Genomic DNA, 22,557 nt, shown 5'->3' with positions numbered 1-22,557 from the left:
ATACCCGATGAATGCAAAAGTCTGGCTGGTAGGCGCCGGCCCTGGCGACCCTGAACTGCTCACCCTCAAGGCCGTGCGTGCCTTGCAGCAAGCGGCAGTGGTAATGATCGACGACCTGGTCAACCCGGCGGTGCTGGAGCATTGCCCGCAGGCCCGGGTGATTGCCGTGGGCAAGCGTGGCGGCTGCCGCTCCACGCCACAAGCGTTCATCCAGCGCCTGATGCTGCGCCATGCTCGGCAAGGACGTTGCGTGGTACGGCTCAAGGGTGGAGATCCGTGCATTTTTGGCCGTGGCGGCGAAGAGGCACTGTGGCTACAGGGGCATGGTATTGAGGTGGAGTTGGTCAACGGCATCACGGCCGGTCTGGCAGGCGCCACGCAATGCGGGATTTCGCTGACCTCACGCGGGGTGAGCCGAGGGGTGACGCTGGTAACGGCGCATACGCAGGACGACAGCGAGCTGAACTGGGCAGCCTTGGCCCAGGGCGGGACAACGTTGGTGGTGTACATGGGGGTCGCGCGACTGGAGCAGATTCGCCAGGGGTTGCTGGAGGGTGGCATGGCACCCGGAATGCCAGTGGCGATGATCGAGAATGCCTCATTGCCGCAGCAGCGAGAGTGCAGGAGCGATGTGCGGGGGATGGTCGAAGATGCACAGGGATTTGGTTTGCGTAGCCCGGCGATTCTGGTGATTGGCGAGGTGGTTGACGAACGACAGGTTCAGAGACTGTTGGCAGTCGCCGGGTAAAATCCGAGCAAAGAAAAACCCGGCCGAGGCCGGGTTTTTCATGAAACATCAGGCCAATTACTTGGACTGAGCTTCTACCTGAGCTTCAACGCGACGGTTGATAGCACGGCCTTCTTCGGTGGCGTTGTCAGCAACCGGACGGGTTTCGCCGTAGCCTACCGAGTCAACACGGCTGGATTCTACGCCGTACTGCTGGGTCAGCACTTGCTTGACAGCGTTGGCACGACGCTCGGACAGCTTCTGGTTGTAAGCGTCTGGACCCACGGAGTCAGTGTGACCTTCAACCACGGTGGTGGTTTGTGGGTACTGCTTCATGAAGTCAGCCAGGTTTTTGATGTCGCCGTAGCTGTTTGGCTTGACGACCGACTTGTCGAAGTCGAACTTCACGTCCAGCTCAACACGAACGACTTCGGCAACAGCCGGGCAGCCGTCGGCGTCAACGGTAACGTTGGCCGGGGTGTCTGGGCACTTGTCGACGTTGTCGCAAACGCCGTCGTTGTCGGAGTCGGAGCAGACTTCAGCAACTGGAGCCGGAGCGGCTGCGGCTTGCTTCGGGCTACCGCCGAAGTTCAGGCCAACACCAACGCTTGGAGCCCACTCGGTGTCGCCCTGGTCGATGTTGTACTGAGCTTCAACGCCGGCACGGGCGTAGAACATGTCGGTGATGTACCACTTGGCGCCAGCGCCAACGTTGGCGAAGGTGGAGTGGTCACGACCGCCACGGCCGGTCTGGCCCAGCGACTGGTGCGAGAAACCAGCGGAAACGTACGGACGGATAGCGTCGTACGGGTTGTTGAAGTGGTAAACGGCGTCCAGGGCGGTGTTCGAGCCCTTGATGTTCTTGCCGTCTTCGCCACGAGCGTTGTGTACTTCGTCGTAGCCCAGACGCAGTTCAACGTCGTCGGTCAGGAAGTAACCGATCGAGCCGCCGAACAGGTTGCCGTCGTTCTTGAAGTCGCGCTGGCTGTCGAAGAATTCTTTCTTGTAGAAAACTTCGGTCTCGACGGCGCCTTGACCTTGTGCCATAGCGCCAATCGAAGTGGCGGCTACGAGCGAACCAATGGCCAAGCCCAAGGTGTTTTTCAATTTCATCCGTTAAATCCCCATCTGGTGATAGTTAAGCCGTCCCACCACGAACACGGGGGACAACTCGACGGCAAGTCTAGCAGAACTCGCCGATTCGTTAGAGATATTTGCACGCCACTAAGTTTCATCGAGGCCGGCAAATTTCTCCCGAAGCTTGTCTAGCGCGCGTTTGTAGCGCATTTTTGTCGCGCTCAGGCCCATGTGCATGATGTCGGCAATTTCCTGAAATTCCAGTTCTGCGACAAAACGAAGCACCAGAATCTCCCGGTCAATCGGGTTCACATGCACCAGCCATTTGTCCAGCCCGCCTTTTTCTTCCGGCTTCGGGGCCTTGTCCTCGGACGCCTCTTCGACAGGGTCCAGACTCAAGGCATCCATCAACCGGCGTTTACGGCGCTCCTTGCGGTACTGGGTAATGCACTCGTTGTAGGTGATGCTGTAGAGCCAGGTCTTGAACTTGGATTTACCTTCGAAGTTCTTCAGGCCGTACAGCACTTTCAGCATCACTTCCTGACAGACATCGTCCGCGTCCCGGTCGTTCCCCAGATAACGCGCACAGACGTTGAACAGGGTCCGTTGGTAGCGCCGCATGAGCTCTTCATAGGCGCGGGTAACGTGGTACAGCTCCTCATGCGAACGCGCCACCAACTCTTCGTCCGTGAGCTCGCGGGGGTCATAACGCATGGGCGGCGAATGAACTTTATTCAAAACGGATCTGGCCGACAGTCAGGTCAATGTCGCCGCGCGACCCCGTGGGTCGAATTTCGCGGCGGCATACATTAACAGCTTTTGTGCGGTTAGCGGCTATTGACACGCTGCTCGAGCAACTCGCGGTTGGACAGCGACACCAGTTCGCCATCATCGGTCAGCAGCGTTGTCTTGACCGTGCCGATTTCCTCGATGTGCCCTTCAACCTCTCCAATCCGCACCTGCTGGCCGACCTGATACAGCTCGCGCACGTAAATGCCGGCCAGGATCTGCCCGGCGATCTCGCGACTGCCAAGGCCCATGGCCAAGGCAACGGCCAGACCAACGGTAATCAGCCCGATGACGATAACGTGGTTCAGCAGGTCGGTTTTCACCTCCAGCTGGCTGATGGCCACCGAGATGCTGATGATGATCACCAGGCCCTGGGTAATGCGCCCAAGCCCTGCCGAGTATTCCAGGCCGATGCCTTCGGCAGCGCCGCGCACCAGGCCATTGGCAATTTGTGCCAGCAGCACGCCGGCCAGCAGCACCAAGGCCGCGCCGAACACCTTCGGCAGGTACAGGGCAAGCATGTCGAGGGTGGCCGACACCCGCTCCAGGCCCAGCGACTCGGCGGCCGAGACCAGGAAGATGAGCAGCACGAACCAGTAGACGATCTTGCCGATCAGGGTCGAGATCGGCACCTGAATGCCGACCCGGCCAAGCATCTTGGTGAGGCCGGTGCCGGCCATCAGGCGGTCCAGGCCAAACTTGGCCAGCAGCTTGGACAGCAGTGTGTCGAGCAGCTTGGCCACCACGAAACCGAGCAGCACCACGACCAGCGCGCCGAACAGGTTGGGGATGAAGTTCGCTACCTTGGTCCAAAGGGCAGTCATTGCGGTGACCAGGCTCTGGGTCCAGAGATCGAGTTCCATATTCAATCGGCCTTATCTGCTTTGCTGCCGGTGGCAGCGTTGCGGGAAGAGTGTCGACGCACCGGCGCGACATGCGCCGAGCCATTATTGACGGCGATGAGCAGCGCCTGGCTCCAGCGGCCAAGCAGGCTGAACAGATCACCCGCGCCAACCTGGCGGTTGGCGGTTTTCAGTACGCGACCCAGGCAAGCGGCGTCGTCCCGGTCGTCCCGGTCATTGCCGGAGGGTGACGCCTTGAGCAGGTCGCGCAGGGATTCTTCAAACGGATCGTGCATGGGCACCTCGCGCAGTGTCAGCAAGAGACGAGATGGCCGGGCAATGGGTCACACATCCCATTGGTACGAATGTTTCAAAATGCACACCTAAACCCATCGCAACCGCCGGAACAGCCACCACTGCCCCACCGCCAGCCCCAGCACGACGATGCAGGCGAACAGAAAGCCCAACGGATTATCCGCCCCCGGAATACCGCCGACATTAATGCCCAGCAGCCCGGTGATGAAGCTCATGGGCAAAAAGATGCAGGTGATGATGCCAAAACGGTACATGGTGCGGTTCATCCGCTCGCTGCGCCGCCGATCTTCGCTTTCCAGCACCAGCGCAGCGCGCTCGCGGGTCAGCTCCAGTTCTTCGAGGTAGCGGATCAGGCTGTTATTGAGCTCGTTCCAGTAATCGGCGTCGGCATTGGCGAACCAGCTCCATTTACTGCGCGACAACTGGGCGTAGATTTCCCGTTGCGGAGCAAGGAAACGGCGCAGGCCGGCGGCACGACGGCGGATCTGCTGCAGGCTGCCATGCTCAGGGGTGTACCGCTCGTCGGTTTCGACCTTTTCTTCTTCCAGGTCGACCAGTTCGGCCAGATCACTCACCAGGCCCTGAACCTTTTCAGTGAGCAGTTCGCCCATCAACAGCAACAGTTCGGAGGCCGATTTCGGCCCCCTGCCCTGTTCCAGTTGCTGGAGAATTTCGTCACTGGCACGCAACGGCCTGAGGCGCAACGAGATAACCCGCTGTGCCTCGGCGAAAATACGTACCGAAACCATGTCTTCAGGCTCGGCACCCGGGTTGAGGTTGACCCCGCGCAGGAACAGCAGCAGCTGTTCGTCCGCCATGGGCAGCAGGCGCGGCCGGGTATTTTCTTCCAGCAGCAGCTCGCAGGCGAACTCGCTCAGGCCACTGTCATGCAGCAGCCAGGTACGGGTTTGCGGATGGCTGCGGTCCCAGTGCAGCCACAGGCTCTGCTCTGGTTGCAGTTGCAAGCTGTCCAGTTCGGTACGGGCAATCGAGCGCGCGCCGCCTTTACCATCGAGCACCAGGGCATGCACCAGCCCCCACTGCGCGTTGTCTTCCTCGAACATCAAAGCTCCATCAGCGCGTGGGGCGCATCACTCCGGCATTTTCAGCGGGCTTGGCGAAACCAGTACGCCATTGTTGTCGGCATACACGTACTCGCCCGGGCGGAAGGTAACGCCGGCGAAGGTCACCACCACATTGAGGTCACCGATACCACGCTTGTCGGTTTTCATCGGGTGGCTGGCCAGGGCCTGCACGCCGACGTCGGTCTGGATCAGCACATCGACGTCACGCACGCAGCCATAGATCACCAGGCCTTCCCAACCGTTTTTGGCGGCTTTTTCCGCAAGCATGTCGCCCAGCAGCGCACGGCGCAGCGAACCACCACCATCGACCACCAGGACCTTGCCCTTGCCGTCGAGTTCGACCTGCTCCTTGACCAACGAGTTGTCCTCGAAGCACTTGATGGTGACGATCTGGCCACCGAACGAATCGCGGCCGCCAAAATTGCTGAACATGGGTTCCAGCACGTGTACCAGGTCGGGGTAGGCGTCACACAGGTCGGGCGTTACGTAATGCTGCATGGGAAGCTCCTGTCAGTCACAACGAAAGCGGGTATCGGCCAAGGCTACACCTTGGAGGCCGTTGCAGTCATCCGGGACCGGGCAGTCATTTGTATTCATCCTGTACCGGCCCTTTCGCGGGCACGCCCACGAAGAGGCCGACCCAGTCGATGCAAGATCAACTGACTGGCAAAGGTTCCTGAGCCACGGTGGAGGCATGCACCGGCAGCAATGGATCACGCAACCAGCGCTCCACCAACGGCCATACCTGCGCCTGCGCAGCCTTGCTCACCAGCATGTCGACATGCCCAAAGGCCTCAAAACCTTCCTCACGCCCCAGTCGCAGGAACTGCTTGCGCTCGCCCCCCAACTGCTCGAACAGCTTGCGGCAGGCCCACACCGGGTCCTGGAAGTCCCCCGCGCCGGCCACTGCCAGCAGCGGCACATCCACCTCTGCCAGCCCCGCCCACCAGTCGTTCTGCTTGTCGCCAAAGCGTCCGAACAGGCCATGCCAGCGCATGCTTTCCAGCGCCAGGCCAATCGGCTCGTCTTCCGGCCCACGTTTGAAGCGAGGCCCGGATATCTGCCCCCAGCGCTTGAGCACCAGCTTCGCCCCCCACACCAGCGGTGGCACCTTCAACGGCCAGTAGACACGGCTGATCTGGGTGCCGAACAGCGCCACGCTGGCCACCTGTTCGGCACCCAGGAAACCACCCCCAAGCGCCGCCACCAGGGTGGTGCCGCCCAAGGAATGGCCAACCCAGTGCGGCGCCTGGCCCGACTGCTCGCGCACGAACGCGGCAATCAGTGGCAGGTCATCACGGGCATAGGCCGCAACGCTGTTGTGCCGCCAGGCACGGTTGCGTGGTGACAGGCCGTGACCGCGCATTTCCGGGATCCACACATCAAAACCGGCACGGGCGAGGTAGGCGCCCAAGCCAATACCTTTGGGCGAATACCAGAAACGCCGGTTGGAAAAACTGCCGTGCAGAAGAATGACCGGCACGCCCTGGGCACGGCCATGGTCGGCCAACCCCAGGCGGGTGATGGCCAGCTCGACGCTAGGGTCCGGGCCGTTGCCAGCCTTGATCCGGTACACGTCTTCGCTGAGGTCGCCGCGGCGCTCGGCACTGAGCAGGGCCACGGGGAATAGAGTGCTGCTGCTTTGCATAAGGTTGCTTGGTGCACAAAAAAGGGCGGGATCCATTGCTGGAACTCGCCCTGGAAAAAACCAGGCGGGGGTACGCCAGACGTCCCCCCGCGTTTTACAGCATCAGGCCGCGCCTTGGCCTTCGGCCAGGAAGAACCAGGTTTCGAGTACCGAGTCCGGGTTCAGCGACACGCTTTCGATGCCCTGCTCCATCAGCCATTTGGCCAGGTCCGGGTGGTCCGATGGGCCCTGGCCGCAGATGCCGATGTACTTGCCGGCCTTGTTGCACGCGGCAATGGCGTTGGCCAGCAGCTTCTTGACGGCAGGGTTACGCTCGTCGAACAGGTGGGCGATGATGCCCGAGTCACGGTCCAGGCCCAGGGTCAGCTGGGTCAGGTCGTTGGAGCCGATCGAGAAGCCGTCGAAGTACTCCAGGAACTCTTCGGCCAGGATGGCGTTGGACGGCAGTTCGCACATCATGATCACGCGCAGGCCGTTGTCGCCGCGGGCCAGCCCGTTTTCGGCGAGCAGGTCGACCACTTGGCTGGCTTCGCCCAGGGTGCGTACGAACGGCACCATGATCTCGACGTTGGTCAGGCCCATCTCGTTGCGCACGCGCTTGAGGGCACGGCACTCGAGCTCGAAGCAGTCACGGAACGATTCGCTGATGTAACGCGAAGCGCCACGGAAGCCCAGCATCGGGTTTTCTTCTTCCGGCTCGTACAGCTTGCCGCCGATCAGGTTGGCGTACTCGTTGGACTTGAAGTCCGACAGGCGCACGATGACCTTTTTCGGGTAGAAGGCCGCCGCCAGGGTGCTGATGCCTTCGACCAGTTTCTCGACATAGAAGCCGACCGGGTCGTTGTAACCGGCAATGCGCTTGTCGACGCTGTCTTTCAGGTCGGCAGGCAGGCCGGCATAGTTCAGCAGTGCCTTGGGGTGCACACCGATCATGCGGTTGATGATGAACTCCAGGCGCGCCAGGCCGACACCGGCGTTGGGCAGCTGGGCGAAGTCGAAGGCGCGGTCCGGGTTACCGACGTTCATCATGATCTTGAACGGCAGCTCCGGCATGGCGTCGACGGAGTTCTGCTTGACGTCAAAGCCCAGCTCGCCTTCGAAGATGAAGCCGGTATCGCCTTCGGCGCAGGACACGGTCACGCCCTGGCCGTCTTTGAGCACCTGGGTGGCGTTGCCGCAACCGACCACGGCCGGAATGCCCAGCTCACGGGCGATGATCGCCGCGTGGCAGGTACGGCCGCCGCGGTTGGTCACGATGGCGCTGGCGCGCTTCATCACCGGTTCCCAGTCCGGGTCGGTCATGTCGGAAACCAGTACGTCGCCCGGCTGGACCTTGTCCATTTCCGAAACGTCGTTGATCACGCGCACTTTGCCGGCGCCGATGCGCTGGCCGATGGCACGGCCTTCGACCAGCACGGTGCCTTTTTCTTTCAGCAGGTAGCGTTCCATGACGTTGGCGCTGGAACGGCTTTTCACGGTCTCAGGGCGCGCCTGGACAACGTACAGCTTGCCGTCATCGCCATCTTTGGCCCACTCGATGTCCATCGGGCGCTGGTAGTGCTGCTCGATGATCATGGCCTGTTTGGCCAGCTCGCTGACCTCGGCATCGCTCAGGCAGAAGCGTGCGCGCTCGGCGCGGTCCACTTCCACGGTTTTGACCGAACGGCCGGCCTTGGCTTCTTCGCCGTAGACCATCTTGATGGCCTTGCTGCCCAGGTTGCGGCGCAGGATGGCCGGGCGGCCGGCCTGCAGGGTGTTCTTGTGCACGTAGAATTCGTCAGGGTTGACCGCACCCTGCACCACGGTTTCACCCAGGCCGTAGGCGCCCGTGATGAACACCACATCGCGGAAGCCCGACTCGGTGTCGAGGGTGAACATGACGCCGGCGGTGCCGGTTTCGGAGCGGACCATGCGCTGCACGCCAGCAGACAGGGCCACCAGCTTGTGGTCGAAGCCCTGGTGCACGCGGTAGGCGATGGCGCGGTCGTTGAACAGCGAGGCGAACACTTCCTTGGCCGCGCGGATCACGTTGTCGACGCCACGGATGTTGAGGAAGGTTTCCTGCTGGCCTGCGAACGAGGCGTCCGGCAGGTCTTCGGCAGTGGCCGAGGAGCGCACGGCAACCGCCATGTTGTCGTTGCCGGCAGCCATCGCGGCGAAGGCGGTTCGGATTTCCGAATCCAGACGTGCCGGGAACTCGGCTTCCATGACCCACTGGCGAATCTGCGCGCCGGTCTTGGTCAGGGCATTGATGTCATCCACGTCCAGCGCGTCGAGCGCGGCATGGATCCGGTCGTTGAGACCACTCTGTTCGAGAAAATCGCGGTACGCCTGCGCCGTAGTGGCAAAGCCGCCCGGCACCGATACACCAGCACCTGCAAGGTTGCTGATCATCTCGCCCAGGGATGCGTTCTTGCCCCCCACATGCTCCACATCATGGACGCCGAGCTTATCGAGGGAAACTACGTACTCTACCAAGGTGATCTCTCCACTAACTGTGTTGGAAAAGCTCAAAAGGCGCCCGCCTGTCTTCTGTGACTTGGCCGGGCGTTTGTGGCCTGTACCTGGAAAATAAGTGAGAATGCCGACAGCCGCATTCGGCAAACCGAACTTATCATATCCAAGAAACGTCATCAGCTTAAGGCCCAGATCGCAAATGAAACGAACCGCGTTCTTCATCTCCGACGGCACCGGTATCACTGCCGAAACCCTGGGCCAGAGTTTGCTCGCGCAATTCGAGAGCATTCCGTTCAACAAATTTACCCGCCCGTACATCGATTCGCCGGACAAAGCACGGACCATGGTCCAGCAAATCAACGCCGCCGCCGAGCGTGACGGGGTGCGCCCGATCATCTTCGACACCATCGTCAATCAGGACATCCGTGAGATCCTGGCGACGTCGAATGGCTTCATGATCGACATCTTTTCATCGTTTTTATCCCCGCTCGAGCAGGAATTGACCGCCCATTCGTCGTATTCCGTGGGTAAATCGCACTCGATTGGCGGTAATTCCAACTACATGGAACGCATCGAGGCGGTGAACTTCGCCCTGGACAACGACGACGGCGCGCGTACCCACTACTACGACAAGGCCGACCTGATTCTGGTTGGCGTGTCGCGTTGCGGCAAGACCCCTACCTGCCTGTACATGGCCATGCAGTTCGGCATCCGCGCCGCCAACTACCCGCTGACCGAGGACGACATGGAGCGCCTGCAGCTGCCGGCGGTGCTGAAAAAGCACCACAACAAGCTGTTCGGCCTGACCATCGACCCCGATCGCCTCACCGCCATCCGCCACGAGCGCAAGCCCAACAGCCGCTATTCCAGCTTTGCCCAGTGCGAGTTCGAAGTGCGCGAGGTGGAGAACCTGTTCCGCCGGGAGAACATTCCCAACATCAATTCCACGCATTTTTCGGTGGAAGAGATTTCGGCGAAGATTCTGGTGGAGAAAGGGGTGGAGCGCAGGTTCAAGTAAGCCTGTTCTGGCCCTTTCGCGGGCATGCCCGCGAAGAGGCCAGCACAGGGATAAAAAAACCCGGCATCTCTGCCGGGTTTTTCATTTCAGCTCAAGCTCAGGACGGCACCACTGCCGCCTGCCCGCTCATGGCCAGGTCGACCAGCTCGCGGTTGGCCACCGCGTACATCGCATAGTCGGTGCCCGTGGCATTGCGCAGGTCGTCCAGCATGGCGCGCCAGCGCTCCACCATCACCCGGTGCTGCTCGGCCCACAGCGCCACGCGGGCGTCCATGTCTTCCGGTGCATCGGCCATCTGCAGTACCGAGATGGTGATTGCCCGTTGCTGCAGGTCAATGTCATCGCGGAACGCTTCGCGGGCCAGGGCCTGCCAGTTGTTTTCCACCGGTAGGTTGCTGATTTCCTGCAAGTACCAGGTCAGGTCCAGCGCGCTGCCCACCGCAAAGAACGCCTTGGCCACCTGCGCCGGCTCATGGCCGGTGACGTCGGCGGCTTCGATGATCGGCAGCAGGGTGTACAAGTGGCTGGTACCGGCCACCATGCGCGCCAGCAACTCCGGCACACCGGCGTCGACAAAGCCCTGGTAACGCACCATCCAGCGTTCGCGGGTCGGGCCTTCCAGCAGCTCGTCCAGCTTGAGCCCCAGCTGCGCGATCTTCGGCCCGAAGTGTGCGGTGTCGCGCCCGGCGTCCTGCTCGTTACGGCGGCTACGCAGGAACCAGCGGGTGGCACGGCGGCCCAGACGCATCAGCTCGTCCATGAGGGTGAGCTGGATTTCTGCGGGCACCTGGTAGTCCAGGGCCTCGATCTGGCGGAACCAGTGAGGCAGATGGAAGATGTCGCGCACGATCACATAGGCCCCGGCCACGTTGGCCGGGCTCATACCGGTCGACTCCTTCAGGCGCTGGACGAAGGTGATGCCCATGTTGTTGACCAGGTCGTTGGCGATCTGGGTACTGACGATTTCACGCTTCAGGCGGTGGCGGCGCATGGCCTCGGCGAACTTGCTGACCAGCGACGGCGGGAAGGCGGTTTCCATGTCGCGGGTCAGGTAGTCGTCGTCCGGCACCAGCGACTTGAGCAGTTGCTCCTTGAGGTCGATCTTGCTGTACGAGATCAGCACCGACAGCTCGGCGCGGGTCAGGCCCTGGCCGGCAGCCAGGCGTTCAGCCAACTGCTCTTCGGACGGCAGGAACTCGATGGCGCGGTCCAGCTTGCCACGGCCTTCCAGGTCGGCCATCAGGCGCTTGTACTCGGCAATCCGCTCGCGGGCGCGGCGGGCCGCCAGCGACAGCGCCTGGGTCTGCTTGTAGTTGTTGCCCAGCACCAGGTTGCCGACTTCGTCGGTCATGCTGCCCAGCAGCTGGTTACGCTGCTTCTCGGTCATGTCGCCACCCTGCACCACTTCGTTGAGCAGGATCTTGATGTTGACCTCGTGGTCGGAGCAGTCAACGCCGCCGGCGTTGTCGATGAAGTCGGTGTTGGTGGCGCCGCCGTTCAGGCCAAACTCCACCCGGCCAAGCTGGGTCATACCCAGGTTACCGCCCTCGCCCACCACCTTGCAGCGCAGCTCATTGCCGTTGACCCGCAGCGCGTCGTTGGCCTTGTCGCCGACATCAGCGTGGCTTTCGCTGCTGGCCTTCACGTAGGTACCGATACCGCCGTTCCACAGCAGGTCGACCGGTGCCTTGAGCAACGCGTTCAGCAGCTCGGTCGGGGTCAGGCGGTCGGCCTCGATGGCAAAGCGCTCTTTCATCTGCGGGCTGATGGCGATGCTTTTGGCACTGCGCGGGAAGATACCGCCGCCTTCAGACATGATGCTGGTGTCGTAGTCGCTCCAGGCCGAACGCGGCAGGTCGAACAGGCGCTTGCGCTCGGCAAAGCTGGACGCAGGCTCGGGGTTGGGGTCGATGAAGATGTGCAGGTGGTTGAACGCCGCCACCAGTTGCAGCTTGTCGGACATCAGCAGGCCGTTGCCGAACACGTCGCCGGCCATGTCACCCACGCCGATGACGGTGATCGGGTCTTCCTGCACGTTGATGCCACGCTCGCGGAAGTGGCGCTGCACACCCACCCAGGCGCCGCGTGCGGTAATGCCCATCTTCTTGTGGTCATAACCGGCCGAACCGCCCGAGGCAAAGGCGTCGCCCAGCCAGAAGCCATAGTCGATGGCAATGCCGTTGGCGATGTCGGAGAAGGTTGCAGTGCCTTTGTCGGCCGCCACCACCAGGTACGGGTCATCATCGTCGTGACGCACCACGTTGGCCGGCGGCACCACGCCACCGTCCTTGAGGTTGTCGGTGATGTCGAGCAGGCCGGAAATGAAAATGCGGTAGCACGCCACGCCTTCGGCGGCGATCTCGTCCCGGCTACCGCCCAGTGGCAGGCGGCGCGGCAGGAAACCGCCCTTGGCGCCGACCGGCACGATGACCGAGTTCTTCACCTGCTGGGCTTTGACCAGGCCCAGCACTTCGGTGCGGAAGTCTTCTTCACGGTCAGACCAGCGCAGGCCGCCACGGGCGACGTTGCCAAAGCGCAGGTGCACGCCCTCGACCCGAGGCGAATAAACGAAGATCTCGAACTTGGGCACCGGCTTGGGCAGTTCGGGGATCAGCTTGGGGTTGAATTTGAAGCTGAAGTACGACTTGTTCTGGCCGTTGGCATCCGGCTGATAGAAGTTGGTGCGCAGGGTGGCCTTGATCAGGTCCAGGTAGCGCCGCAGGATGCGGTCTTCGTTGAGCACCTGCACGTCGTCGAGCGCGGTCAGGATGGCTTGTTCCAGGCGCTGCTGCTTGTCGTCGAGGTCGTCCTGGGTGAGCTTGCGCGCCAGGTAGAAGCGGGTCTTGAACAACCGGGTCAGCTCGCGGGCGATGTCGGTGTGGTTGTTCAGGGTGCTGGCGATGTAACCCAGGTCGAAGCCCAGGCGGATCTGCTTCAGGTAACGGGCGTAAGCGCGCAGCAGCGCCACGTCACGCCAAGGCAGGCCAGCGGTGAGTACCAGACGGTTGAAGGCATCGTTCTCGGCATCGCCACGCACGATGTGGATAAACGCGTCCTGCAGGGTGTCGTTGAGCTGCTGGATATCCAGGCTCAGGCCTTCGCTGTAGGTAAAGGCAAAATCGTGAATCCAGTACTCGCGGCCACTGGCATGGCGCAGGCGATACGGGAACTCGCCCAGCACGCGCAAGCCGAGGTTTTCCAGAATCGGCAGCACGTCGGACAGCGCCAGCGGGGTGTCGGCGTGGTACAGCTTGCAGTGCAGGATGCGCTCTCCCACCTGGGTCAGCGGCTGGTAGAAGCTCATGGCCAGCGGCTTGCTTTCCGACAGGTTCAGCACATGTTGCAGGTCGACAACGGCCGAGTGCGCGGCGAAACGTTCGCGGTAGCCGGCCGGGAAGCCCTTGGGGAAATCGGCGAGGATGTTGGTGCCTTGGGCTTCGCCGAAGTTCTCCACTACCAGCGTCGAATAATCGTCATGCCACGAGCGGCAGGCCTGGATGACTTCGCGTTCCAGCTGCTGCGGGTCGATGTCGATGCGGTTTTTCGGGTCTACCCGCAGAATCAGTTGCACACGGGCCAGCACCGATTCGGAGAAGAAGGTCCAGAACTCGCAGTCGCTGGCCTTCAGGCGCTCCATCAGTACTTGCTGGATTTTCTGTCGCACTTCGGTGGAGTAGATCTCCCGCGGCACGTACGCCAGGCAGTAGCAGAAGCGGCCGTACGGGTCCTTGCGCAGGAACACGCGGATCTTGTTGCGCTCCTGGATCTGTACGATCGCCATGACGGTGGTGAACAGCTCGTCGATCGGCGTCTGGAACAGGTCGTCGCGCGGCAGCACCTCCAGCACCTGGGCCAGTTCCTTGCCGAGGTGGGCCTTGGGGTCGAAGCCCGAGCGGCGCTCGACTTCGGCTACCTTGACGCGGATGTAAGGGATGGCATGCACGCTTTCGCCATACACCGACGAGGTGTACAGGCCCATGAAGCGGTGTTCCTTGATGACCTTGCCATCGGCGTCCAGCTGGCGGATCGACACGTAGTCCGGGTAGGCCGGGCGGTGCACGCGGCTGGGCAGCGCGGCCTTGGCGAACGACAGCAGCAGCGGTTCGTTGAGGTAGGCCACGGCGTAGTCTTCGATGCGCAGCTCTTCGGCCGTCAGGCCCACGCGCAGGCGGCGCGGCAGGCCGAGGAACGACTGCTCGTCGTAAACCATCTGGCCGCCATCGGCGTCGCCCTTGACGGTGAATTCTTCATAGCCCAGGAAGGTGAAGTGGTTGTCCAGCAGCCACTCGAGGAAGGCCTTGACCTCGCCCTTTTCGTGTTGCGCCGGGCCGAAGGCGGTCTGTTCCACCTCGGCCACCACGTCACGCAGCTTGGCCTTCATCGGCTCGAAATCGGCGACTGCCACCCGCACCTCGGCCAGCACCTGCTCGATTTCGCGGGCCAGCACGGTCAGCTCTGCGGCATTGGCGCAGCGGTCGATCTCCAGGTACATCAGCGACTCGTGGCGCACGCCCTCACCCTGGGTACCCTTGGGCAGCAGCTCCAACAACTCACCCTTGGCGCCACGGCGCACGCTGAGCACGGTGGTTTGCAGGGTGTGAATGCTGTAGCCACGGCGGTTGAGCTCGGTGCGCACCGAGTCGACCAAAAACGGCAGGTCGTGGTGCAGCACTTCGACCACGGTGTGGGTCGATTGCCAGCCGTTGCGCTCGTAATCAGGGTTGTACACCCGCACTTGCGGGTATTCGGGGTCGAAACGTTCGATGATGCGCCAGGCTGACAGGGTGCAGCCGGCCAGGTCGGAAAGCCTGCGCTGAGTGAGTTCGTCCAGAGAGATGATGCCGAAGAACTGCTCGGCGAACAGCGCCACTTGTGGCAGGGACTGTTCGCTGATGTGCTGCGCCAGGGCCGCTTGCAGTTGATGCTGGAAGTCGGCTTTGCTGGCTGCGGTGAAGAACGCCATCTGTGGTACTCCGCTTGGGCTTTGTAATAGTTGAAGCGTCGCTGCGTGCGCCGTGTACGGATCAACGATAGCCAACCCGTGGCAAGGCGGACGGTAAAACCAGACGTTGAACGTGCGCGGGCACGCCCAGGGCTCGCCGAAGCTTAACGACTGATCGGTCATCAACGCTTGCAGCGCTGCGACAATTTCGGTCAAGGGGCGGTAACTTTACGTTTATGCCTGTACGCAAGACTGTCAGAATTCCCTTCCATTCACTTTGATCCGAGCCCGCTCATGCAAATCAACACCGCCCTGCTCTTCGCCACCCCTTGCGATGACGAGGAAGACAACATGGCGACCCTGTGCTGCCACAGCGACAAGGGCCAGATGTTTCTGCTTACTCGCTACCCGGACGAAGACACCGTCGACCTGACCCTGGATGACGAGCCATCGACGCTGGACGGGCTGAAAGTGACCCTGAGCGCCAAGCGCCTGCTGATTGAAGTGGCAGCCGGCGACCGCGATGCGCTGAAGGGGGATGAGGTGCTGGAGATCAACCTGACCAGCGACCTGAGTGACCTGGACGAGGTTAAAGAAACCCTGGAGAACATCTTGGCCGGGACCGGGACATTCGTCAGCGAGTTGTGAGCCCGCATTTACTGCAACGCTGTCTGCATCTCTTGCGCCTGCACCCGCAGCGCCTCGCAAAACGGCTCCACCGCCGCCGATGCCGGCCTGTGGTCTGGCCGTATCAGCATCACCTGGTACGGCACCGACACCCGCAACCTGCGGATCGGCAACCCGCCCTGCGCCGCCTCCAGCCCGCTCAACGGGTTGATGATCGCCACCCCCAACCCTTGCCTGACCATGGCACACACCGAGGCGGCACTGGTGGTCTCGATCACCGTGCGGCGGTTTACCCCCGCCGCGCGAAAGTGCTGGTCCAGGCGCTGGCGGTAAGTGTCCAGGCTGGCCAGGTTGATGAAGTCCACTTCGTGAAAGTCGGCAAGTTCCAGCTCGGCTTTTGCCTGTAGCGAGTGATGCGCGGGCAGCACGCACACCATGTTGGCGCTGAACAGCAGCTCGCCATAGGCACCGCGCGGTATCTGCTCGACCTCGGTCAGGCCAAGGTCGTGCTGCTGGGCCACCAGAGACTCTTCCAACAATGGCGATTCCTGCGCCAGGATACTCACGCTTACGCCTCGATGCTGTTGGTGGAAACGCTGGCAAGCCTTGGGCAGCAACGTCTGAGAGAACAGCGGCAGGCAAGTGATGGCCAGCCTCCCCTGCTCGAAATTGCGAATGGCCTGGGCAAAGCGATCGATCCGCTCCAGCCCGACGTAGGCGCGCTCGACCTCTTCGATCAACAGCAACGCCTGGGCTGTCGCCACCAGGCGCCCACCCTCGCGCTCGAACAGGTTCAGCCCGGTTAACTGCTCCAGCCGCGCCAGCTCGCGGCTGACTGTGGGCTGCGAGGTAAACAGCAGGCGCGCCGCACCGGTCACACTGCCAGCGGCCATGATGGCGCGGAACACTTCGATATGGCGGACAGAGAGTTTCACAGCAGTACCCGGCAAAGTCAGCAATGGGTATATCAGATATGAATGACCGGCAGAAAAATAGCTATTTTTCTGAATTCCTGGTTTGGCTCATCCTCGTGGTCATCCTTATATGAGTAGCGCCACCATGACCGCACCTTTCTCCCTCCTGGCCGAAGCTGTCCGCCAGCACGGCTCGCCGCTGTGGGCGTACGACGCCAGCACCATCGCCGAACGTGTCGAGCAGTTGAAGGTGTTCGACACCGTACGCTTCGCCCAGAAAGCCAACCCTAACCTGCATGTGCTGCGCCTGATGCGCGCCCATGGCCTGGTGCTGGATGCCGTATCGCTGGGTGAGATGGAACGGGCCTTCGCAGCGGGTGCCCGCGTGGACGGCGACCCTGCCGGCGTGGTGCTGACCTGCGACGCGCTGGACCGGCCGACCCTGGAGCGCGTGGTGGCCTCGAAGATCGAAGTGAACGCGGGCTCCATCGACATGCTGCGCCAGCTGGGTGAACGCTCGCCCGGCCACCGCGTGTGGATCCGCATCAACCCGGGCTTTGGCCATGGCCACAGCCGCAAGACAAACACCGGCGGCGAGAACAGCAAGCACGGCATCTGGCACGAAGAGCTGGAGGAGGCACTGGTCTGCATCAAGGCCCATGGCCTGCACCTGGTGGGCGTGCACATGCACATTGGTTCTGGTGTGGACTACCAGCACCTGGAGCAGGTGGCTCGCTCGATGATCGAGCTGATTGGCCGCCTGGGCGTGGATATCGAAGCGTTTTCCATCGGCGGCGGGCTCTCCACCCCTTACCGCAGCACCGACAAACCGGTCGACCTGCAGCGCTACGCCCAGACCTGGGCGGTGGCACGCAAGGAAATCGAAGCGATGCTCGGCCACCCGGTGCGCATGGAGATCGAGCCTGGGCGCTTCCTGGTGGCGGAGTCGGGCTACCTGGTGGCCGAAGTGCGCGCCGTGAAGCAGGTGGGGCGCAATACCTTCGTGATGATCGACGCCGGCTTCAACGACCTGATGCGCCCGGCGATGTACGGTGCGTACCACGGCATGACCCTGCTCGATGCCAACGGTCAGCCAGTGGAACGCCCCCGCCAGCCGACCGTGGTGGCCGGGCCGCTGTGCGAGTCGGGGGATGTGTTCACCCAGGATGACCAGGAACTGACCCCACAAGACCTGCCCCAGGCGCAGGTGGGCGATTTGCTGGTGATTCACGATGCCGGGGCCTATGGGGCGTCGATGTCGTCGAACTACAACAGCCGGCCGTTGCTGCCGGAGTTCCTGATCGAGGAAGGGGCGCTGCGCATGATTCGCCGGCGGCAGACCGTGCAGGACCTGCTGGGCCTGGAGGCGGGGTTCTAATCTCAGTGCTTGGGGCTGGATCGCAGCCCCAATGGACAAACCCTCCTTGCAATCACCTTGGCTCATCGCGACAATGCGATCAATTCCTATTCATATTGCGAATTTGACGCCATGTCGACGCTCGATCACCAGGCCCTTCACCTGCTCTACAGCGAAAACAACAGCTGGCTGAAAGGCTGGCTGCGCGCCCGCCTGGGAAACGCAGCCGATGCCTCCGACCTGGCGCACGATACGTTCCTGCGGGTCATGACGGCCCGCAGCCAGCTACCCATTCGCGAACCGCGCAGCTACCTCAGCGCCATCGCCCGCTCCCTGCTGATCGACAAAGTGCGCCGCCGCGCCATCGAAAAAGCCTACCTGCAAGCCCTGGCCCTGCGACCGGAGCCGGTGGAGGTATCACCAGAGGTTCGCCTGTCGATCATCGAAATGCTGATGGCCGTGGACAGCCTGCTTGACGAACTCGGCCCCAAGACCCGTGCCATCTTTCTCGCCGTGCAACTGGAAGGCCTGACCTACGGTGCTGCGGCCGAGCGCTTCGGTGTATCGGTCACAACGGTGAAGAATCACCTGATCAAGGCCATGACCCGCTGCCTGCTGGCCGTCGAAGGCTGAACGGCATGGACGTCAAAACCCTGGAAGCCGCTGCCACCTGGTACGTGCAGCTCAACGATGGCGACAGCAATGAAGCCCGCACCCACGCCTGGCGCCAGTGGCTGCAGGCCAGCCCTCAGCATGCCGCTGCCTGGGCGCGCGTTGAAAAGCTTCAGCAACAATGGGCCATGGTGCCGCCACACGCGGCGCTGTCCAGCCTGGGGGCGGCGCAGACGCAGCGGCGCGATGTGCTGAAAGTGCTGAGCCTGCTGCTGGCCATGGGCGGCGGTGGCTGGCTGGCAACCGAGCAGGTGCCCTATCGCGCCTTGATGGCGCAACAACGTACCGCTACCGGCGAGCGGCGCGCTGTAGAGCTGGCGGATGGCTCGCAGCTGGAGCTGAACGTGGGTACCGCGCTTGATGTGCGCTTTGACAGGAAAGTGCGGGCAATCCAGCTGTACCAGGGGGAGATCCTCGTGCGCCCGGCCAGCGACATTCAGCAGCGCCCGTTCATCGTGCACACCGACGACGGCAGCGTGCTGGCCCACAGTACCGAGTTCAGCGTTCGCAAACTGGCACAACAGACACGCGTAGGCGTGTTGCAGGCCAGCGTCGATGTACGCCCGCAGCGCCATCCTGACCGGGTGCTGCACGTGCAGGCCGGGCAGCAAACGCGCTTTGACCAGCAAGACTTCACCCTTGCCCATGCCCTGCCCGCCGACTCCACGGCCTGGCTACAGGGCATGCTGAGCGTGAACGACTGGCGCCTGGGCGACTTCATCGAAGAGCTGGGCCGCTATCGGCCGGGCGTGCTGCGCTGCGCCTCATCAATCCAGGCCATGAGCATTTCCGGCGCATTCCGTATCGACGATACCGATATTGCGCTGGCCAACCTGCCGAAAACCCTGCCTGTAAAGGTGCGCTACCTCAGCCGCTACTGGGTGAATGTGGAACCCGCCTGAACGGCTGGTGAAAAAACTTTCGCTCAAATCTTGCTGATTTTGATTCTCGTCCGTCCCTGACACAAGCCGCGACGACAGCGACTTTCTGCCATAACTCGGAAGGATCACCCAATGCCTCACCTGCACCCCACCCCTACCACGCTGAGCCAGGCCGTGCGCCTGGTGCTGTTCGGCATGTCCCTGGCCAGCGCGCCAGCCTTGCTGCTGATGCCTGCCCAGGCCATGGCCCAGAGCCAGACTGCCTACCACGTCGCGGCTGGCCCGCTGGGCAACGCCATCACCCAGTTTGGCGTGCAGGCGGGTGTGACCATTTCGTTCGACACTGAGCAAACGCGCAACCTGAACAGCGCAGGCCTGGAAGGCAGCTACAGCATCGAGGAAGGGCTGGTGCGGCTGCTGAGCAACAGTGGCTTGCAGGCACAACGCCAGGGTAATGGCGGCTATGTGCTGGTGCCTTCAGACAACGGTTCGGCGATGGAACTGGGGCCACTGAACATCGATGCCAACCGGCTGGATGCGACCAGCGAAGGCACTCAGTCTTACACCGCCCGCGCCGTGACCATAGGCAAGGGTGTGCACACGCTGAAGGAAACCCCGCAGTCGGTCACCGTCATGACCCGCAAGATGCTCGACGACCAGAACCTCAACACCCTGGAACAGGTGCTGGACAAGACCCCGGGCATCACCGTGTACGACTCGCCCATGGGCGGCAAGTATTTCTATTCCCGCGGTTTCAACCTGGACGGCCAGTACCAGTACGACGGCGTGCCGCTGGATGTGGGTGGCAACTACGTGCAGGCCAACAGCTTTTCCAGCGACATGGCCTTCTATGACCGCGTCGAAATTCTCAAGGGTGCGGCTGGCATGATGAAGGGCTCCGGTTCCTCCGCCGGTGGCGTCAACTTCGTGCGCAAACGCGGCCAGGAAAAAGCCGCTACCACCGTCACCCTGTCTGCCGGTAGCTGGGACAACTACCGCGGCCAGGTCGATGTGGGCGGCCCGCTCAACGAATCCGGCACGGTGCGTGGCCGGGCCGTGGCGGCGCTGCAGGACCGTCAGTACTTCTATGACATTGCCAAGCGCCAGGACCAGATTCTGTACGGCGCCATCGACTGGGATGTCAGCCCCGACACTACGCTGGGCTTTGGCCTGGCCTATGAGGATGTCGATGCCACACCGTGCTATGCCGGTGTGCCACGCTACGCCGATGGCAGTGACCTGAAGCTGTCGCGTTCCACCTGCCTGGGGGTCAGCTGGAACGACCTGCAAAGCCAGCGCATTACCGGCTTTGCCGACCTCAAGCACCACTTCAACGATGACTGGACGCTGAACTTTGCCTCGATCTACACCCACAACAACCAGAACATCGAATACGCCTACTCCGAAGGCACGGTACCGGTCGGCGCCAGCACCGGCAGCATGAGCGTGCGAGCCGGTCGTTTCGACTACGACCAGGACGACTATGGCTTCGATACCTATGTCGATGGCAAATTCGAGGCGTTCGGCCTGCAGCACGAACTGATCATCGGTGCCAACGCCAGCCGGCAGAAAACCCATGACTACTTCGCGCTGATGCTGCTGGACGGCAAGCAGAATCCATTCGACCCGTCTGCACATTTCCCACACCCGTCCAAAGCCGATTACCTGGTCAACCCGACCCGCGGTGGCAGCGTGCCAACCGACTCCACCACCACGCAATACGGCACTTACGCCAACCTGCGCCTGAAGCTGGCAGAGCCGCTGACCCTGGTGCTGGGTGCACGGGTCAGCTGGTACCGCAACAAGAGCGACTCCTATACCCAGTACTATGATTACTGGGTGAATAACCGCAGCGAAGAAAACGGCCAGGTCACGCCGTTCGCCGCCGTGCTGTACGACCTGAACAACCAGTGGACCGCCTACGCCAGCTACGCCGACATCTTCCAGCCGCAAAGCGACAAAGTGGACGCCGAGCGGCAGTCACTCCAGCCCAAGACCGGTGCCAACTACGAGATTGGCATCAAGGGCGAGCTGCTTGAGGGTGCCCTGAATACTTCGTTCAACCTGTTCCGCACCGTCGAGAATCACCGCGCAGAAAGCGACTACATCGAGACCTGTCCGTCAGGCGACGGCTATTGCTACACCGACAGCGGCAAGGTGCGTGCGCAGGGCTTCGAAGCCGAGATCAGCGGCTCGCCCATCGAGCGCCTGCAATTGTTGGCAGGCTACACCTACACCCAGACCAAGTACCTGAAGACCATCGAGGACACCGACCCCACCGAGCTGACCTTCACCTCCAGCTTCATCCCGCGGCACATGCTCAAGGTGTGGGGTGACTACCAACTGGGCGGCGCCTTGGAGCGCTGGACCTTGGGTACCGGTTTCAACAGCCAGAGCGAGAACTTCCGTACCACCGGCAAGACCCGCGTCGAGCAGCCTGGCTACACCGTGTGGAACGGCCGCGTGCAGTACCGTCTGGATCAGAACTGGACCGTCGCCCTCAACGGCAACAACCTGTTCGACAAAAAGTACTACGCCACTATCGGCGCGCCGGGCTGGGGCAACTTCTATGGCGAACCGCGTAACTTCATGGTGACGTTGCAAGGGGCGTTCTGAAATGCATCAGGGCCGCTTTGCGGCCCTTTTGATTTGCCAGGTCGCCTACAACAAGCCTCTCAGGTTCGGTCTCCCGCCGACTTTCCGTAGCGTGACGAATGCCCCTTCGTGGAAGTGATAACCGGTGAAAACACCTACCGAAGTCAATACCACCGCATTTTCAGAAAACTCCTACGCGCGTATCGGAAGCGCAAAGCTCCAGCAAGAAGTGATTCCTCGCTAGGGTCCAGGTTCGGGTCGAATGCAGCGCGTTGCATGCATTTGCTGATCACTCCTGCTCACTGGAGCACATCCATGGATTCATTGAACGAAGCCCTAGAATTGTGCCGGCGCATCACCACCGGCTACCGTCCCGCCCTGCGCAACAGCCCGGTCGCCGACTGCACCCGCCGCTTCGAGCTGCTGCCCCTGCGCTACGCCGCTGTCGGCGGCAACCCGGCACAACGCGCCCGCCTGCCCAAACTGCCGGGTTATCTCAGCCCGTTCCAGGACGTAGGCGAGATGACCCACTCCAGCTACGCCATCCGCCCCCTGCGTGAGGGCTTTCTTTACCTGCTGATCAAGCGCCACAGCGCAGATGCCTACGAATG

Annotated in this window: 18 protein-coding genes; 8 read left to right on the top strand and 10 right to left on the bottom strand. The window is 62.1% G+C overall.

All coding sequences use genetic code 11. The annotated features are described in order from the left end of the window. The first annotated feature begins 7 nt into the window (after positions 1-7). Positions 8-748, top strand: a complete 741-nt coding sequence (gene cobA / locus FHW75_RS24015) for a uroporphyrinogen-III C-methyltransferase (RefSeq protein WP_027615643.1) — start codon at positions 8-10, stop codon at positions 746-748. Between the two features lie 57 nt (positions 749-805). Here the strand turns inward: cobA and FHW75_RS24010 are convergent, their stop codons facing one another. From FHW75_RS24010 to ppsA, 8 genes are all read right to left on the bottom strand, one after another. Continuing rightward, positions 806-1,840, bottom strand: coding sequence for an OmpA family protein (locus FHW75_RS24010; RefSeq protein WP_016714850.1), 1,035 nt, complete (start codon positions 1,838-1,840; stop codon positions 806-808). 111 nt (positions 1,841-1,951) lie between these two features. Continuing rightward, the gene (gene sigX / locus FHW75_RS24005; protein ID WP_003248665.1) at positions 1,952-2,518 is read right to left on the bottom strand and encodes an RNA polymerase sigma factor SigX; all 567 of its coding nucleotides are present in this window, start codon (positions 2,516-2,518) and stop codon (positions 1,952-1,954) included. A gap of 113 nt (positions 2,519-2,631) precedes the next feature. Continuing rightward, positions 2,632-3,456 (bottom strand): mechanosensitive ion channel family protein, encoded by an 825-nt coding sequence (locus FHW75_RS24000; RefSeq protein ID WP_019096168.1) that lies wholly within the window; start codon positions 3,454-3,456, stop codon positions 2,632-2,634. Between the two features lie 2 nt (positions 3,457-3,458). Beyond that, positions 3,459-3,731 (bottom strand): hypothetical protein, encoded by a 273-nt coding sequence (locus FHW75_RS23995; RefSeq protein WP_014591816.1) that lies wholly within the window; start codon positions 3,729-3,731, stop codon positions 3,459-3,461. An 87-nt stretch (positions 3,732-3,818) separates the two neighbouring features. Then, complete coding sequence (locus FHW75_RS23990; protein ID WP_016714848.1) at positions 3,819-4,814, bottom strand: zinc transporter ZntB; 996 nt, start codon at positions 4,812-4,814, stop codon at positions 3,819-3,821. A 27-nt stretch (positions 4,815-4,841) separates the two neighbouring features. Beyond that, positions 4,842-5,333 (bottom strand): ribonuclease E activity regulator RraA, encoded by a 492-nt coding sequence (gene rraA / locus FHW75_RS23985; RefSeq protein ID WP_016714847.1) that lies wholly within the window; start codon positions 5,331-5,333, stop codon positions 4,842-4,844. 157 nt (positions 5,334-5,490) lie between these two features. Further along, entirely contained in the window at positions 5,491-6,483 is a 993-nt protein-coding gene (locus tag FHW75_RS23980; RefSeq protein ID WP_026020288.1) for an alpha/beta fold hydrolase, read from the bottom strand. 102 nt (positions 6,484-6,585) lie between these two features. Beyond that, positions 6,586-8,961 (bottom strand): phosphoenolpyruvate synthase, encoded by a 2,376-nt coding sequence (ppsA, locus tag FHW75_RS23975; RefSeq protein ID WP_183674800.1) that lies wholly within the window; start codon positions 8,959-8,961, stop codon positions 6,586-6,588. A 178-nt stretch (positions 8,962-9,139) separates the two neighbouring features. On the opposite strand from ppsA, the gene FHW75_RS23970 reads away from it, so the two are divergent. Further along, the gene (locus FHW75_RS23970) at positions 9,140-9,958 is read left to right on the top strand and encodes a pyruvate, water dikinase regulatory protein (RefSeq protein WP_016714844.1); all 819 of its coding nucleotides are present in this window, start codon (positions 9,140-9,142) and stop codon (positions 9,956-9,958) included. A gap of 97 nt (positions 9,959-10,055) precedes the next feature. Here FHW75_RS23970 and FHW75_RS23965 read toward each other — a convergent pair whose 3' ends face one another. After that, positions 10,056-14,921, bottom strand: a complete 4,866-nt coding sequence (locus FHW75_RS23965; RefSeq protein WP_025754480.1) for an NAD-glutamate dehydrogenase — start codon at positions 14,919-14,921, stop codon at positions 10,056-10,058. A 273-nt stretch (positions 14,922-15,194) separates the two neighbouring features. On the opposite strand from FHW75_RS23965, the gene FHW75_RS23960 reads away from it, so the two are divergent. After that, positions 15,195-15,548: a hypothetical protein gene (locus FHW75_RS23960; RefSeq protein WP_019096165.1), complete on the top strand. Its 354-nt coding sequence runs from the start codon at positions 15,195-15,197 to the stop codon at positions 15,546-15,548. Between the two features lie 8 nt (positions 15,549-15,556). On the opposite strand, the gene FHW75_RS23955 is transcribed toward FHW75_RS23960, so the two are convergent. Then, positions 15,557-16,462, bottom strand: coding sequence for a LysR family transcriptional regulator (locus tag FHW75_RS23955; RefSeq protein WP_025754481.1), 906 nt, complete (start codon positions 16,460-16,462; stop codon positions 15,557-15,559). Between the two features lie 124 nt (positions 16,463-16,586). Here FHW75_RS23955 and lysA point away from each other — a divergent pair, with 124 nt between their 5' ends. The 5 genes from lysA to FHW75_RS23930 all read left to right on the top strand — a co-directional run. Beyond that, complete coding sequence (gene lysA / locus FHW75_RS23950; RefSeq protein ID WP_025754482.1) at positions 16,587-17,819, top strand: diaminopimelate decarboxylase; 1,233 nt, start codon at positions 16,587-16,589, stop codon at positions 17,817-17,819. Between the two features lie 111 nt (positions 17,820-17,930). Beyond that, the gene (locus tag FHW75_RS23945; RefSeq protein WP_019096162.1) at positions 17,931-18,431 is read left to right on the top strand and encodes a sigma-70 family RNA polymerase sigma factor; all 501 of its coding nucleotides are present in this window, start codon (positions 17,931-17,933) and stop codon (positions 18,429-18,431) included. A gap of 5 nt (positions 18,432-18,436) precedes the next feature. Continuing rightward, positions 18,437-19,372: a FecR domain-containing protein gene (locus tag FHW75_RS23940; protein WP_019096161.1), complete on the top strand. Its 936-nt coding sequence runs from the start codon at positions 18,437-18,439 to the stop codon at positions 19,370-19,372. Between the two features lie 111 nt (positions 19,373-19,483). Then, entirely contained in the window at positions 19,484-21,967 is a 2,484-nt protein-coding gene (locus FHW75_RS23935) for a TonB-dependent receptor (protein WP_019096160.1), read from the top strand. A 294-nt stretch (positions 21,968-22,261) separates the two neighbouring features. Then, positions 22,262-22,557: toxin VasX (locus tag FHW75_RS23930; RefSeq protein ID WP_409347976.1), on the top strand; the 296-nt coding region annotated here is incomplete at its 3' end.

It is taken from the genome of Pseudomonas sp. OG7, assembly GCF_014192825.1.
GTDB classification, from domain to species: Bacteria; Pseudomonadota; Gammaproteobacteria; order Pseudomonadales; family Pseudomonadaceae; genus Aquipseudomonas; species Aquipseudomonas monteilii.
This window is presented reverse-complemented; position numbering and strand designations above follow the sequence as displayed.